The sequence below is a fragment of the Granulicatella sp. zg-84 genome, from assembly GCF_010892375.1.
GTDB lineage: Bacteria > Bacillota > Bacilli > Lactobacillales > Aerococcaceae > WM01.
Genome location: NZ_WNJX01000016.1, coordinates 1 through 15,374 on the forward strand (window position 1 = coordinate 1; position 15,374 = coordinate 15,374).

Sequence of the window (15,374 nt, forward strand, 5' to 3'; positions counted from 1 at the left end):
GTTTCCCGTCAAGGCACACTTTGTTTTTCGCCTTGACTAGAAAACCTTTGTTTTTATTGTTTGGTTATTAACCCCGCAAAAGAGAAAGTAATTATCTGTTTTTTTGCACTTTACTTTACAATTGGAGGATTTTTTTATAAAATAATTCACAGATAAATTACTATTTTTAAGATGATTGACACTGAATTTAAAGTATTGTTATGACAAGTGAAAAGATATATCATTCATGATTTTCTTTTATGTTCTATCTATACTGTCTTGATATACTTGTTTTCCATATTTTTTAATAAGAACATAAAATACAGTAATAAAAAGGCATAGATATGTTCCATAAAATATACCTAAATAAACGACATATACGGGTAATTTTGATGTGAGATTCAAATAAAATTCTGTATCAAAAAAGAAAACACTAACACTAATCGTTGTGAATAAAAAAGCACTTAAAATACTTAGTATAAGTGGAATTATTGCTTTTTTGTATAATTTATTTGTCGAGTATCCTAACAATAAATAAATAGAAAATAAATCGTGACTGTCTAATAGATAAGCTTGTATAAAACTATACATCATGGCAACTGATAGAATGATAAACACACTGAGCAAGAGTACTTTAAAACCATTTTGCATACGGTCATATTGTGTTAATATTTTTTGAGTACTTGTTTTATCCAATAAATCAATATTTCCATATGATGAGATGACTTGTTTCACTTTTTCATGTTCTAAAGAATTTTCTGCATTGATTAAAGAAAAACGATACCGTGTTGGTGTATTTTTTAAATGATGTTTTTCGAAAAAATTATTTGATACAACGAAACGATAAGCTCCACCTTTTTCATAAGCATCAAACCATCCTATATTTTGATAAATAATACCTGCAATAGATACATCTATTTTTTTTACCGTAAATAATTTTTGAATATCTTCTTCTGTAAAATATCCATAGGCTGAAGTCTTACAACTTTCTAAAATACCTATCGTTTGTGGTTTGCCAGTCGATAACACGGTATCATGAATATTATTTGGGTCTTGCATAGAGGATAATTTAAATTGCTTACTTACTGAAACATCATCACTTAATGATTGAACAGTATATGGAATAGCAATAATCCATGCTTTCTCTCCTGAGAGCACATCATGAAGAGTATCATTTTGACCAGTTTCTTGAGCCAACCATTTTAAATCTTCTTCTGGATAAGCCGTTAATTGAATATTTAATAAATATTCTGTCTCAAAAAGACGAGATAAAATTTTTTGTTCATTTACATAACGGCGATGCTTTTCTTGAATATACGGTTGTTGAAGTAATTCTTGATTTGCAAATAAATAAGTTTGATTAGGTTCAATATAAAATTTATTATTCTTTGTTTGAATTGACTTGCTTGTCAATGATTTTTGCACATCATATAATAGGTTTTGTTGATGTAAATCACTTAAATAAACACCTTCTTTACCTTTATTATCGTGCCATTTTCCGTCATAAAAAGCTTGTTTGATTGATGTATCTCGAATTGTTGGTACAGGTTGTACTTCATAATCAAATTGTTGTGCCATTCTTCCTACAATGGTTTGATGATTGGCGGTGTCTGTTTCATAATAATATAAGAAAAAATTAGTTAACAATAGCATAATAGCACTTGTAAATACGAATACGGTACCAATATAAATAGATACTTTTTTTGATAAAGGAATTTTTGTTTTAAATGCCTTTCCTTTTTTATGTGCTTTGTCAATGTATGGATTCATTATCAAAAATAAAATAAAAGATAAAAAATAAGCAATTATATAACGTATGCCTTCAGAGAAAAAAATTGTAGTATCTGGAAAAGTTAGCTTTTGATAACTTAAACTTGCTAATAAACATGATGATAGTAAACTTAATACAATACTTATTATTCCTACACATCCTACTAATAAGCTAATTTCTAACTGATACAAATGGTTTAATTTTGTTTGTCCAAGTAACGCATAAATGCGATAGCGTTCTGTGATACTTTTTTTATACGTGTACAATAAAACGATAGTTACAAAAATAACAACAGTCAGTAAAATAATATTAAAGTTTTCTGAAAAACCATAGTGACGTTCTCTGAATACATCAATAGCATCATTTCGATATTGTGCTCCTTCAATATTAAAAAAAGCTAAATTATTAGTTGGAAAAAACGTAGGATGATTTAATACAATAGAATAAACAGACAAGAATATTTTTGAGGTAATCAATGCATTCAAGTCTTCTGATGAAATAATCATTTGAGGTGGTGTATACTGTCTACTTTCCTCTTCTTTTCCTCTTATCCAAAATTGACCATAATCTTTGATGACATCTTCGACTGTCCAAGTTTGATTGGCTAATTGAAAGGTATCATTTTCTTTTACGTGATACAAATTAGCTAAGCTTTCTGTTAATACGGTATGATGTGGTTTTAAATGTATCACATTTTCTTTTCGTAGACTAACTGCATTTGCTTTTTCATTCATGCTACCAATAGCAATAAGATTTTTTTCTTCTTTTTCATTTTGAATATGCCCAACTGTCATGATACCAAAAGGAATGTCTTTTTTTATAGTATTATCTTTATAAATAATATGTGAAAATCCACCATAAATAGCTTCTTTTTCTTTTTGAATTGTCTTTAAATAACTATTTGATAAAACGCATACACAAAAAAGCGTTGCAATAGAAATAGCTAACGCTGTGATAATTGTCCATAACACTTTATTTCGACGATGTAAAATAGCACTTAAAATAAATAGATTTTTTCTCATATAGACAACACCTGCCCATCTTGAATCATTAGTTTCATATCACCTATATTAGCTAATTCTGTATCATGTGTTGCAATAATAACAGTCTCGACAAATTCTTGGAGACATAATTGTATAAGTTCTACTAATTTTTGGGATGTGGCACTATCTAAAGCTCCTGTAGGTTCATCAGCTATCATGACACGTGGTTTTGTGATGAGTGCTCTAGCCAACGCACAACGTTGCTGTTCTCCTCCAGAAATCTCTTGAGGCATTTTGTTTAATAAATGTTCTATACCAAGCATAGATACTATTTTTTTGAAATAAACTTTGTCTAATGTTTTTTTATGAATAAATAAAGGTAACAGAATATTATGTTTTACAGTCATTTCTTTAATTAACTTAAAATCTTGCCATACAAATGACAAAATATCTGTACAATAGAGAAGTCTTTGTTCTGGTTTCATCACACATATATTTTTTTGATTTAACCAAATGGCACCATTTGAGGTTTCTAAATAACCGGCTAATACTTTTAAAAGTGTGCTTTTTCCAGAACCACTTTTTCCAACTAGTGTGACAAGTTGATGTTTCTGTATCGCCAAAGATACATTTTTTAAAATTGTTGTTTTGCCAAAAGAAACGTTAACATTTTCTAATTGATACATATTTTACTACCCCTTTCTTTAATAAAAATACAGATTATATAAAAGGTTTCTTTTATAAATTATTTTTAATGATTATTTAATATTAAAAACGGTATGGTGCTAGAGTATCCCCTACATGCACAAAATCTACATAATATGAAGCGGTACTTGTTCCACCTTTCCACCATGCAAATCCAGAAAGTACTTTTAATTCTGTTGTATTATTTCTCACACCTGTTCTTTCAACATTGCTATTATCATCGTATGTGACATATAATCTTATTTCCATTCTTGCTTCTGTTTGAGTGGATGTCATTTTTGCCATTGCCTGTTTGTCTTCTTCCCCGTGATACAGAAGTACATTTCCTCTAGCCGCATCAACTGAACCGCTTACAGTATACATTAAACCGAAGAATAAAATTATCGATACTAATATTTGTTTTGCTCTCATTTTGTTTCCTCCCTTTTCATAAAGAAACCTCCTATATAACCGAAAACACCATTTTTTAATGATGTTCTAATTGTTGTATATCATATTTTTATATATAAGTCAAGTGATTTTAGATTTTTATATGTGTTTATCATTGTGTGTTCATGATTCAATTAAATAAAATGAGGTAAGTTCTAAATACTAGACTTACCTCGTTTATTCACCCAATCACATGCAATAATTCATATTTATCATTTAAAAAGTCAGTGCTCTTAATGTATGACGTTTTATCTTTTGGCAATATTTTTTGAAATACAATAACACCGTCTTTCAATACAAAAATATTATTTGCTAATAAAAGAGCCTCGTCAATATCGTGTGTGATGAGTAAAGTCGTCAAACCATACTCACGTGCCATATCCATATACCATTGCTGTAATTGTAAGCGTGTCATAGCATCTAACGCACTGAATGGTTCGTCTAATAGGGCAAGTTTGGATTCTGTCATCAATGTTCTAACAAACGCCACTCTTTGACGCATGCCTCCTGATAGCTGACCTGGATACTTATTGATGACACCTTCCAATCCTACTTGCCGTAATAAATTTATTCCTCTCTCTTTGGCAATTTCTTTTTTAACGCCTTTAATTAACATAGGCATCATCACATTATCAATGATTTTTTGATAAGGCAATAACAAATCTTTTTGCTGCATGTAAGCAATTCTTTTGGCTTTTTGATGATAATCTATAAAACCAGAATCTGCTGTTTCTATATTGGCAATCAGATTAAAAAGAGTTGTTTTTCCACTACCACTTTTCCCTAACAAACATGTAATATCATATTCGTTTACTTTAAAATCAATATCTTTTAAAACTTCTTGTTGACCATAATGTTTTGAAATATGGTTAATTTTCAATAAATGCATTTGTAAATCCTGTATTATTTTCTAATGTTTTTTCAAGTAATTTTTGCTCATTTACCCACTGATAGAAAGCGTTCCATCTTTTTGAGTCGATATAGCCCCATTTATGTCCATTATCAATATATTTCGTAGAAAGAAATTTTTGACTTTCTTTTACTAATTTTTCGTCTAATTCTGGTGCTGCTTTTAATAAAATAGTAGCTGCATCATCTGGATGCTCTGCACTATATGTATATCCTTTGGATAGAGCTTGTACAAAACGTTTTACCATGTCGGCTTTATTTTTGATTGTTTCATCATTACTAATCAGTACAGGTGTATAATAATCAAAGACTGGATTTAATTGATTAAAAGCAAGATAATTTGTATCAACACCGTGTTGTTTTGCAGCAATACTGTCCCAACCTTCAAATACCCAAACAGCGTCTATATTTGTTTTTAATGCAGACACAATATCTGTCACTGTTGTAGGAATCATGTTGACTTTACTTGAATCTCCACCATCTTTTTCAACAATATGTTTCATCATAGCTTGTTCAAGTGGCAATCCCCATGTGGCATAGCGTTTACCTTCTAATTTTTTTGGACTATCAATACCCGTTTCTTTCAAGGATAGTATCCCTGATGTATTATGAGAAACAATAGCTGCAATAGCTTTAATTGGAAGTCCCTCTACTAAACTTCCAATAAGAGAATCTTGGAAACCAATACCGAATGCTGCTTTATTACTTGCGACAGTAATCTCTGCTCCGTCTTCTCCAGGTTGAACAATATCAACATCTAAACCTGCGTCTTTAAAATAACCTTTTTCTTTTGCTACATAAATACCTGTATGATTTGTATTTGGTGTCCAGTCCAATACAATGGTTACTTTTTCTAATGCTTCTTCTTTTTTTGTTTCTTCTACTTTTTGTTGTTGGCATGCACACAATATAAACACCATACATGCACATAGTAATTTTGTCATTCTTTTCATTATACTATTCCCCACTCTTTCTTTGATAGTGTAACACCTTCTTTTCAATGAGTGTCACGATGCCAACTAATAACAAGCTGAAAATACTTGTTAACAAAATAACTGCAAACATTTTATCAAAAGCAAATGACTTTCTCACTCGAGTCATATATACACCTAACCCGCTATCGCCACCTAGCCATTCGGATATAACAGCTCCTACAACCGCATAAGACGTTGCTATTTTCAATCCTGTAAAAAAGGCAGGTAACACAAATGGAATTTTGACATATTTCATTTTTTGCCAGTGTGTTGCTTGCATTGTTGTTAATAATGTTAAATAATCGGTATCAATCGACTTTAGTCCTGTAAAGACATTCATTGTCATTGGAAAGAAACAAACGAGGGTGATTAAAATAATTTTTGGCATTAAACCATACCCAAACCATAAAACGAGTAAAGGTGCTAGAGAAATTGTAGGAATTGTTTGTGATAATACTAATATTGGATATAAACTATGCTGTATCCATGTTGAATAGTCCATTAAGAAAGCTAATAGGACACCTAAACATGTACTGATAAACAATCCAATAAGTGCTTCATATAATGTTGTTTGAAAATGTTGTTGTAATAATGAAAAATCTGATAGAAATGCTTGTGTGACTTTTGTAAAACTTGGCAACATAAATTCGGGTACCCACTGCAATCGACTAGCAATTTCCCAAATGATGATGACAGTAACGATAACGCACACACTACTCCATGCAGATAATTTTTTCAATACAGGTTTCACTCCTTTCAATCATAAAAAACCTCGTTTCTTTATGCATAGCAGCACAAAGAAACGAGGTAAATATTCATAAATATACCTTGTTTTTCACAATCCCTACAATCGTACTAACGAACAGGTTCGAAGGGTATCATCTCAGCCATTAAAGGCACCCCTTTGTGTTACAACTTTATCATAATCTAAATTCAAGGAGGTGTCAAATACTATAGATTCATAATCGTTCAGATATATAATTCTTTATCGATATAAATCAATTTACTTAATTATCATTTTTTCTTCAAAAATATCATAAAAACCCTTTAACTTATTTTCTCTATTGTTCATATGCTACGTCATTTAGTTTAACTTCAACGTAATGTTACTACCAATAGGTATTAAACAACTAGGATGGGTATGACCACAATCAAAATTCAATAAAATAGGAATATTTCTATGCCCTACAAATTCATTAATAATATCATTAATAACATCACTATCTTCTCCTATTGTTTCAAATTTTGAGACAATAAGTCCGCCTATTTTATCAAAAACACCATGTAATGCTAGCGTTGTGAAATTTCTATATACCCTACCTAAATCTGTATACACATCTTCTAACAAAAGTATGGTATCTTCTGTTATTTCTGGCATATACTCCGTTCCTATTATTCCTATAATGGTATCTAGATTCCCCCCAATCAATGTACCACTATATTCACCTTCATTGAAAATAATCCACTCATTTTTATTTACTTTTTTGGCTCTTTCATAGTTTTCCCAATTTATCCAGTCATCTGTCCAAATATCTGACATTTGTAATTCTACTGTTCTTTGCTTACTAAAAATCATTGATTTAAAATAAGAATAATTCAATTCATTAAATGGTTCAAACTCTCCAAAATTAGAGATGACACTCTGAGATAGGTAAGTTATACATCCAGTCTTTTTATATAGAGCTAAAGCAAGTGCTGTTGTATCGGAATATCCAATAAAAATAGGTGCTTTCTGTTCAAATAACTCATAGTCTACATACTTCAATATAGAGTTAGAATTATATCCTCCTATAGAAGTCATGATGACATCCACATGAGGAATGAGTTGATTAAATTCTTCAGCTCTGTCTCTTGCTCCTCCAGAAATTTCACCTCTATAGCCTTCTTTTTCGGTTAAATTTCCTTCTACTACAGTAAAACCTTTATTTTTTAAAAATTCTATGCCTCTCTTATATCGTTTTGGATAATGAAACGTTCCTGGATAAGATGGAGAACAAATACCAATTGATTTGATATCTCTTTCATTTTTTACTCTATTGAAAATAATCTTAATAATTCTTTCATCTCCTTTTATAGTGCAGAGTATTTCTCGTGTTCTAAACAAACATCTCCTACTCTCTCATTACTCTAATTAATTGGAGTTGATAATATAGTTCTTTGTTTTTTATATATCTTTTCTTCAAATATTAGAGAAGTTTTATGATTTCGCTAAGTATATCCATGGTCATAAAAATTGTTTTCTATTCCAAATACCCAACATCTATATACCCATAATGAAATTGAGCATGCTTTCGTACAAGTCGAGTAAAACCAAATGTTTCAAAAAGTGTATCTTTGTAATGCGCTTTTATAATCACTTTTTCTTTAGCAACACGTTTTGCTTGTTCTATCCATTCAGTTGTTATGGTTTCTTTATTCGCTAAAGAACTTAAACCTTCTAAATTTTTTGATTCATCAATCGCATAACGAAACATAGGATCGGCATATACAATATCAAATGCCTTATCGTTACACTGCATGAGGTAATCTAAGCTGTGTATACAATGTGTGTTAATACGTTTCATTGCTTGGTTAATAGATGTATGATGTGTATCGTACGTTTTTAAGCCATCCTCAATGATAAAATGGATGAGTGGATTATCTTCCAAAGCAACGACATCGTAGCCAAAATAGCTTAATACAATACTGTCACTAGCTAGTCCCATTGTCGTATCTAAAACACGTTTAGGAGCACTTCCAATTAGCTCAAGTAGAGGCTCTTTTTGTTGTTTAATGCGAATTATGGCTGTATTTGGGTGAAAAAAGAACTGTGATGTTGATGTGGTATACATGAGTTTATCTTTATAAACAACGAGTACATGAGAAAATTGTTGACATAACGATTTCAAGGTCATTTTTTGTCTAGGAAAATATGTTACATCAAATATGTGTGCAATATGTTTAGCTTTTTGATTTAATGTATTCGTTGTTTCAACGGAAGTTGTAATAATAAAAGACATGGATACCTCCTATTTATGATACGCTTGATTATTGATAATTCGATATGCTCTATAAATTTGTTCACTTAATACAACACGTATGAGTTGATGAGGCATTGTAATTCTTCCAAATGAAAAAAGCTCATTAGCTCTTTTTTTGACGTCATCACTTAACCCAAGAGAGCCACCTATAATAAAAGATAACCGACTTTTCCCATGAAGAGCATACTGTTCTATTTTTTCAGCAATCGTTTCAGATGTGACTAATTGTCCTTCTATGGCTAAAGTGATGACAATATCTTGTTCACTAATTTTAGATAGGATACGGTCGCCCTCTTTTTGTTTTACAAGTTCTTTTTCTTTTTCACTCATGTTATCTGGTGTTTTTTCATCGGGTACTTCTATAATGTCAAATTTACAATAGGCTCCTAATCGTTTGCTGTATTCGTCGATAGCTTGTTTTAAATATTTTTCTTTAAGTTTACCCACGGCAATAATTTTTATATTCACTCTGTCATCTCCAATGTTTCTATAAGCAATCGTTCACGTAAAGCATGATGTACAACTGGTGGCACCATAGCTTTTATGTCGCCACCTAATTTATAAAATGTTTTAACGCCACTTGAACTAATGTGAGAATACTCTGGTTTCGTTAATAGAATGACGGTTTCGATATCTTGATTATAACAAGACATGGTTTGTTCATATAATAAATCTGCTGTTTGGCGTACACCTCTTAAAATAGCTATTGCTTGATAATGCTTAGCGACATCAATAAGTAATCCTTTTGTATGTCCAATAACATATACATTGTCTAATGATTGACAAACTTGTTTCACGAGTGTGATACGTTCTTTTGAAGAAAAGGTGTATGTTTTTTGTTCATTTGTTGATACGACAACAATAATCTTATCAAATAACGAAAGTCCTCTTTTTAAAATATCTAAGTGACCATTGGTAATTGGATCAAAACTTCCTGAAAATATTGCTATTTTTTCCATACACTACTCCTTACTCTTTGTCATTCGTGATAACATGATAAAATGTTACAGCAATGGTACCATATTCTTGCCGTTTCCACTGTGATAAACAACCAATAGTAGTTGGTAAATAAATAGATTTGTCCGTTTCACAAACAGCAAGCGTATCTTCTGTTACAATGCCTTGGTCGATTAGCTTTAATAAATCTTGTTCAATCGTTTGTTGTTTATAAGGAGGATCTAAAAAAATAAGATGCACAGGTTTATTGAATTTATACCCTAGTTTTTTACAATCTCCTTTTATTAAGTGAAATTTTTCAGGTTCTTTTGTAATGGCGATATTTTCTTGAATAATGGCTTGTGCTTTTCTATCTTTTTCAAATAATATCGCAAAATCCATACCACGAGATACGGCTTCAATAGATAAACCACCACTTCCACCATATAAATCAAGACAGATACCACCGTCAAAATAAGGACCGATAATATTGAATATAGACTCTTTTACTTTATCTGTTGTTGGTCTTGTAATATCGCCTGCTAATGCTTTGAGATGTCTACCACCATATTCACCAGAAATAATGCGCATATTTTTCTCCTAATCTAGAAAACAGAAGAATTAAGCTAATTCTTCTGTTTTCTCTAAACTTTTTTCAAGTGCATGTTCAAATGTCATATCAATATCTGGTAAGTAGGACATTTCAACAGATCGCACAAAATGTAATTTATTTATTTTTTCCATGACGCTTTCTATTTGCTCGTCGTTGACGTACATGGCAACGTAGTGCATACGTTTTGATGTATAATAAATATGACCGAAACGTTTTAATCCGGTTAAATTACGCAATGAATAAACTTTAACGATAAGTCCTCGTCTTTTTACTTCATTCATGTCTTTCTCCTTACTGTAATTCAATCAATAAATCTCTTGAATCAACCAAATCTTGTTCATGCACATAAATTTGATCTACGACACCACTTTCTTGAGCTTGAATCATGGTTTCCATTTTCATTGATTCTGTCACAACAAGAGGTGTTCCTTTTTCAACTTTATCACCTTTTTGAACAAGTAATTTCACAATCGTTCCCGGCATGGTTGCACCTATTTGTTTACGATTAGACGGTTCTGCTTTCTTACGAACTGAAACTGATTGATTGGCACTTAAATCTTTGATTAAAATTTCACGGTTTTGTCCATTAAAATTAAAGTAAATTGGACGATTCCCGTCTGAATCAGGTTCTCCAATTTGCACAAGACGAATGGACAAAGTTTTACCTTTTTCAATTTCAACAGAAATTTCTTCACCTGCACGCATTCCATGGAAAAATGTAGGTGTATCAATGTGTGACACATCTCCATATTTTTCAGTTGCTTTCATATAGTCTAAAAAAACTTGAGGATACATAATATAACTTAATATATCTTCTTGAGTTGGTTCATAGCCTAATTCTTGACGTAACAAAGCACCTACTTCATCAAAAGAAATTGCCTCTGCTAATAACCCCGGTCTGACGGTAAATGGTTGTTCATCTTTTAAAATAAGTTTTTGTAATGCTTTTGGAAATCCTCCAACGGGTTGCCCTAAATCTCCTTTGAAAAAGGCTCTTACAGAAGCTGGGAAATCAATGTGCTCTCCTTTTTCAAAAATATTATCGACTGTTAATTTATTTTTAAGCATAAATAATGACATATCGCCAACGACCTTTGATGATGGCGTCACTTTGACAATATCTCCAAATAATTGATTGACGTCAGCATACATTTTTTCAACGCTTTCCCACTCTGTGTCATCAATTCCTGTTGCTTTCGCCTGTTGTTGTAAATTGGTGTACTGTCCACCAGGCATTTCGTGTTGATAGACGGCTGTATGTGAGCCAAGTTGGGATTTTGTTTCAAAAGCATCGTAATATTGACGTACGCCCGACCAATAATGATTGATTTTCTCGATATTTTCTAAGGATACATTTGGTACTCTTTCTGTATCGGCTAATCCGTACATTAAAGTACTCATACTTGGTTGGCTTGTTCCACCTGAGAAAGCCCCCATAGAAACATCGACAATATCCACACCTGCTCTGGTTGCTGCAGCATACGTATAAATACCATTGCCACTTGTATCGTGTGTATGTAAGTGAATTGGAATATTGATTTCGTCTTTCAAAGCACTAATCAATGTATAGGCAGCTTGCGGTTTTAATAAACCTGCCATATCTTTAATTGCTAAAATATGTGCCCCACTATTTTGAATGTGTTTAGCAAAATCAATGTAGTAGGCTAAATTATATTTTGGTCTATTCGGATTTAATAAATCTCCTGTATAGCACATTGCCACTTCAGCAACTTTTCCAACATCTCGCACAGCTTGAATACTTTTTTCCATTTGCGGTAGCCAGTTTAAAGAATCAAAAATACGGAAAATATCAATACCATTTTGTGCAGATACTTTAATAAATTCTTCAACGACATTATCTGGATAATTTTGATACCCAACAGCATTAGCTCCACGAATTAACATTTGCAATAGTGTATGTGGCATTTCTTTACGTAATAATGCTAGACGTTCCCACGGATTTTCTAATAAGAAACGATAAGCTGTATCAAAGGTTGCACCACCCCACGCTTCCACAGCAAATAATTCTGGCAAATATTCTTTATAGTATGGTGCGATTTTAACCATATCATGTGTACGCATACGTGTTGCCAATAAACTTTGATGAGCATCTCTAAAAGTAGTATCTGTTAAAAGTAATTCGTGTTGTTCACTAATCCATTTTGCTAGAGCATCTGGACCTTTTGTATCTAAAATATGTTTTGGATAGTCAAAAACAGAACGTTCATGTAATTTTGTTGGTAATAATGCTTGATGATAAGCATGTTTTTCATGTTTTGAAATACCTGCAAACCCATTTACTGTTACATCTCCTAAGTAGTGTAACATTTTATTGCCTCGATTTCTTAATTTTGAAAAGACAAATAGTTCTGGAGTTGTATCAATAAATGTTGTTTTCGCTTCGCCAGTTTCAAAAATCGGATGAGCAACTACATTTTGCATAAAGGCAATATTTGTTTTTACACCACGAATACGAAATTCAACGAGTGCACGTTTCATTTTTGTAATGGCATCTTTAAATGTACGTCCATATGTACAACATTTTACTAACATTGAATCAAAATAAGGTGTTACGACATTTCCTTGGAAACCATTTCCTGCATCTAAACGAATACCGTAACCACCTGGAGAACGATAAGTATTAATACGTCCCGTATCTGGAATAAAGTGATTTTCTGGATCTTCTGTTGTGATACGGCATTGAATGGCAGAACCGTTTAAACAAATATCAGATTGATTTTCAATATGCAAAGCATCATAAATAGTTTCGCCTTGTGCAATTTTTAATTGTGTTTGTACAATATCAAAACCTGTTACTAATTCTGTAATCGTATGTTCTACTTGTACCCTAGGGTTGACTTCGATAAAGTAAAAATCTTCTTGTCCAGTCCATAAAAATTCAACAGTTCCTGCATTTTCATAATGAATAGATTGTAAGAAATCTCGTGCTGCTGTACAAATTTTTTCTCGTATTGTTTCAGTCATAGAGATACATGGAGCTACTTCTACGACTTTTTGATGACGTCTTTGTACAGAACAATCACGTTCAAACAAGTGAACCGCATTCCCATAAGCATCTCCAATCACTTGTACTTCAATATGTTTTGGATTTTCGATATACTTTTCAACGTATACATCACTTGAACCAAATGCAGCTTTTGCTTCTCCTGATGCACGTAAATAATTTTCTTCTACATCATGCGCAGAGCGAACAATACGCATACCACGTCCGCCACCACCTAGTGAAGCTTTAATCATGACAGGATAACCGTACGTTTGTGCAAATGTGTAAATATCATCTAATGACTGTACAGGACCGTCTGTTCCCGGAATGGATTGTAAACCTGCTTTTAAAGCTGCTTCTTTTGCTTTTACTTTATCTCCAAGAATATCTAAATGTTCTGCTTTTGGACCAATAAAAATAATTTGTTCTTCTTCACAACGTCTAGCAAAATGGCTATTTTCAGATAAAAAGCCATAACCAGGATGAATGGCATCAACATTTGCTTTTTTTGCAATTTCTAAAATAGACTCTATATCCAAATAGGCGTCAATCGGACGTTTTCCTTCTCCGACTAAATAAGCTTCGTCAGCTTTAAATCGGTGTACAGAATGCTCATCTTCTTTTGCATAAATAGCTATTGTGCGCATGCCTAATTCATTGGCTGCACGGAAAATACGAATGGCAATTTCACCACGATTGGCAACTAAAATAGTTTTAATTTGTTTCATCATATTTTATAGACTCCCTGTTATTTTTTCTATCATACATTGAAATTTTTAAGACAATACCTATGGAAATAAACGACGCAATCAAACTCGAGCCACCATAACTAATAAAAGGTAAAGTAACACCCGTTAAAGGCGCCATACTTGTCACACCAGCAATATTTAAAGAAATTTGTATCATGAATAAAATGGCAATACCTAATAAAACAAATTTATCAAAAACACGTTTTACGGTTAAACTTCTTTTAAAAATCAAATAAACAAGAATAAATAATAGCACTGTGACGAAAATAACACCAAAAATACCTAATTCTTCTCCAATAATAGATAAAATAAAATCGGTATGAAACTCGGCTAAATAGCCTGTTTTTTGAACGCTATTTCCTAGACCAACGCCCGTTATACCACCACGTGCTAAAGCGTAAAAGGAATTACGAATTTGTCTGGAAGCATCCGCAGAACTATTAAATGGATTTAAAAACACCAAAATACGTAAAACACGATAATCAGACGTTCCTATCGTGTTGGCTAATAACACCACAAAAGAAATCAATGCTGCAAAGCCAATGCCTAACCATTTTAATGCTTTTTTCCAAGGAAATATGCCACTAGACAACCAGATTAAAATCAGTGTTCCTAACATAATAGCAAAACCACCTGTATCGGGTTGTAATAATACGGTTAATAAAATACCTGAATAAACAAGCCCTAGTGTTACTTCTTGATGATGTTGGCACCAAAATTTTATACCTTTACTAGCTTGTTCTGGAATGGGTAACTCTGGTAAGTATCTTCCTTCAGCAAAATAAAAAGCTGTCATCCAAATTAAAATTAATTTAGCAATTTCAAGTGGTTGAAAATTAAAAAGCCCTAAATTCAACCAACCTTTCGCTCCATTAACAGGTGTCCCAAAGAAAAGCAAGCCAATCAAGATAATCATAATCCCACCAGCAAAACGTTTCAGTAGCGTTACATTTGTAAAAAAGCGATATTTAATGGTCATTGTGGCGACACAAATGACTAATCCTAGCGCTAAAAACATAGCTTGTCGTTTCACATAATAAAATGGATCTTGTATCACAATAGATGCTACATAACTTCCTGCTGTATAAACAGACATAATACCAATTACTGATAAAATCATCGCAATCGCAAAAATAAAAATTTCTAGTAATTGACTTTGTTCCAATTTCTTCATTTGTATACTCCTAAGCACTAAAATACCTAGATTATTATACCATAAAACATTGAAAAATACTGTAAATTTATTAAGGAAACTATTTAGTTTGACTTTCAAAGTAACTTCGTTTAAAATAAACGTCATCT

At 32.0% G+C, this 15,374-nt stretch carries 14 protein-coding genes and 1 riboswitch; all 14 genes read right to left on the minus strand.

Translation table 11 applies throughout. From position 1 onward, the window contains the following. Positions 1 to 237: 237 nt before the first annotated feature. The 14 genes from GMA06_RS04890 to GMA06_RS04955 all read right to left on the minus strand — a co-directional run bounded on the left by GMA06_RS04890 (position 238) and on the right by GMA06_RS04955 (position 15,246). Positions 238 to 2,772: a hypothetical protein gene (locus tag GMA06_RS04890; protein ID WP_163561879.1), complete on the minus strand. Its 2,535-nt coding sequence runs from the start codon at positions 2,770 to 2,772 to the stop codon at positions 238 to 240. Beyond that, a complete protein-coding gene (locus tag GMA06_RS04895; RefSeq protein WP_163545798.1) occupies positions 2,769 to 3,419 on the minus strand; it encodes an ATP-binding cassette domain-containing protein in 651 nt (216 codons plus the stop codon). Before GMA06_RS04895 ends, GMA06_RS04890 begins: the two co-directional genes overlap by 4 nt. 82 nt (positions 3,420 to 3,501) lie before the next feature. Beyond that, a complete protein-coding gene (locus GMA06_RS04900) occupies positions 3,502 to 3,849 on the minus strand; it encodes a hypothetical protein (protein ID WP_163561880.1) in 348 nt (115 codons plus the stop codon). A gap of 199 nt (positions 3,850 to 4,048) precedes the next feature. Further along, complete coding sequence (locus GMA06_RS04905; RefSeq protein ID WP_163561881.1) at positions 4,049 to 4,756, minus strand: ABC transporter ATP-binding protein; 708 nt, start codon at positions 4,754 to 4,756, stop codon at positions 4,049 to 4,051. Further along, on the minus strand, positions 4,737 to 5,720 hold the full coding sequence (locus tag GMA06_RS04910) for an ABC transporter substrate-binding protein (RefSeq protein WP_205426231.1): 984 nt from the start codon (positions 5,718 to 5,720) through the stop codon (positions 4,737 to 4,739). Before GMA06_RS04910 ends, GMA06_RS04905 begins: the two co-directional genes overlap by 20 nt. Before the next feature lie 13 nt (positions 5,721 to 5,733). Continuing rightward, on the minus strand, positions 5,734 to 6,489 hold the full coding sequence (locus GMA06_RS04915; protein WP_205426234.1) for an ABC transporter permease: 756 nt from the start codon (positions 6,487 to 6,489) through the stop codon (positions 5,734 to 5,736). 85 nt (positions 6,490 to 6,574) lie between these two features. Further along, a riboswitch (TPP riboswitch) is annotated at positions 6,575 to 6,664 on the minus strand. Between the two features lie 170 nt (positions 6,665 to 6,834). Beyond that, a complete protein-coding gene (locus GMA06_RS04920) occupies positions 6,835 to 7,854 on the minus strand; it encodes a S66 peptidase family protein (protein ID WP_163561882.1) in 1,020 nt (339 codons plus the stop codon). Positions 7,855 to 7,990: 136 nt separating this feature from the next. After that, a complete protein-coding gene (locus GMA06_RS04925; RefSeq protein WP_163561883.1) occupies positions 7,991 to 8,749 on the minus strand; it encodes a class I SAM-dependent methyltransferase in 759 nt (252 codons plus the stop codon). Positions 8,750 to 8,758: 9 nt separating this feature from the next. Then, entirely contained in the window at positions 8,759 to 9,238 is a 480-nt protein-coding gene (rlmH, locus tag GMA06_RS04930) for a 23S rRNA (pseudouridine(1915)-N(3))-methyltransferase RlmH (protein ID WP_163545787.1), read from the minus strand. Then, positions 9,235 to 9,729 (minus strand): pantetheine-phosphate adenylyltransferase, encoded by a 495-nt coding sequence (gene coaD / locus GMA06_RS04935; protein ID WP_163545786.1) that lies wholly within the window; start codon positions 9,727 to 9,729, stop codon positions 9,235 to 9,237. Before coaD ends, rlmH begins: the two co-directional genes overlap by 4 nt. A 10-nt stretch (positions 9,730 to 9,739) precedes the next feature. Beyond that, complete coding sequence (gene rsmD / locus GMA06_RS04940) at positions 9,740 to 10,297, minus strand: 16S rRNA (guanine(966)-N(2))-methyltransferase RsmD (protein WP_163561884.1); 558 nt, start codon at positions 10,295 to 10,297, stop codon at positions 9,740 to 9,742. 30 nt (positions 10,298 to 10,327) lie between these two features. Continuing rightward, positions 10,328 to 10,600 (minus strand): YlbG family protein, encoded by a 273-nt coding sequence (locus GMA06_RS04945; protein ID WP_163545784.1) that lies wholly within the window; start codon positions 10,598 to 10,600, stop codon positions 10,328 to 10,330. A 10-nt stretch (positions 10,601 to 10,610) separates the two neighbouring features. Continuing rightward, entirely contained in the window at positions 10,611 to 14,042 is a 3,432-nt protein-coding gene (locus GMA06_RS04950; RefSeq protein WP_163561911.1) for a pyruvate carboxylase, read from the minus strand. Next, on the minus strand, positions 14,038 to 15,246 hold the full coding sequence (locus tag GMA06_RS04955; protein WP_163561885.1) for an FtsW/RodA/SpoVE family cell cycle protein: 1,209 nt from the start codon (positions 15,244 to 15,246) through the stop codon (positions 14,038 to 14,040). The genes GMA06_RS04950 and GMA06_RS04955 overlap by 5 nt, the downstream gene beginning before the upstream one ends. Positions 15,247 to 15,374 lie beyond the last annotated feature (128 nt).

Coding starts and splice junctions, on each gene's coding strand:
- GMA06_RS04905 (WP_163561881.1), bottom strand. CDS start 4,756: ATGCATTTATTGAAAATTAACCATATTTCAAAACATTATGGTCAACAA.
- GMA06_RS04955 (WP_163561885.1), bottom strand. CDS start 15,246: ATGAAGAAATTGGAACAAAGTCAATTACTAGAAATTTTTATTTTTGCG.
- GMA06_RS04900 (WP_163561880.1), bottom strand. CDS start 3,849: ATGAGAGCAAAACAAATATTAGTATCGATAATTTTATTCTTCGGTTTA.
- GMA06_RS04910 (WP_205426231.1), bottom strand. CDS start 5,720: ATGACAAAATTACTATGTGCATGTATGGTGTTTATATTGTGTGCATGC.
- GMA06_RS04890 (WP_163561879.1), bottom strand. CDS start 2,772: ATGAGAAAAAATCTATTTATTTTAAGTGCTATTTTACATCGTCGAAAT.
- rsmD (WP_163561884.1), bottom strand. CDS start 10,297: ATGCGCATTATTTCTGGTGAATATGGTGGTAGACATCTCAAAGCATTA.
- GMA06_RS04895 (WP_163545798.1), bottom strand. CDS start 3,419: ATGTATCAATTAGAAAATGTTAACGTTTCTTTTGGCAAAACAACAATT.
- GMA06_RS04945 (WP_163545784.1), bottom strand. CDS start 10,600: ATGAATGAAGTAAAAAGACGAGGACTTATCGTTAAAGTTTATTCATTG.
- coaD (WP_163545786.1), bottom strand. CDS start 9,729: ATGGAAAAAATAGCAATATTTTCAGGAAGTTTTGATCCAATTACCAAT.
- GMA06_RS04925 (WP_163561883.1), bottom strand. CDS start 8,749: ATGTCTTTTATTATTACAACTTCCGTTGAAACAACGAATACATTAAAT.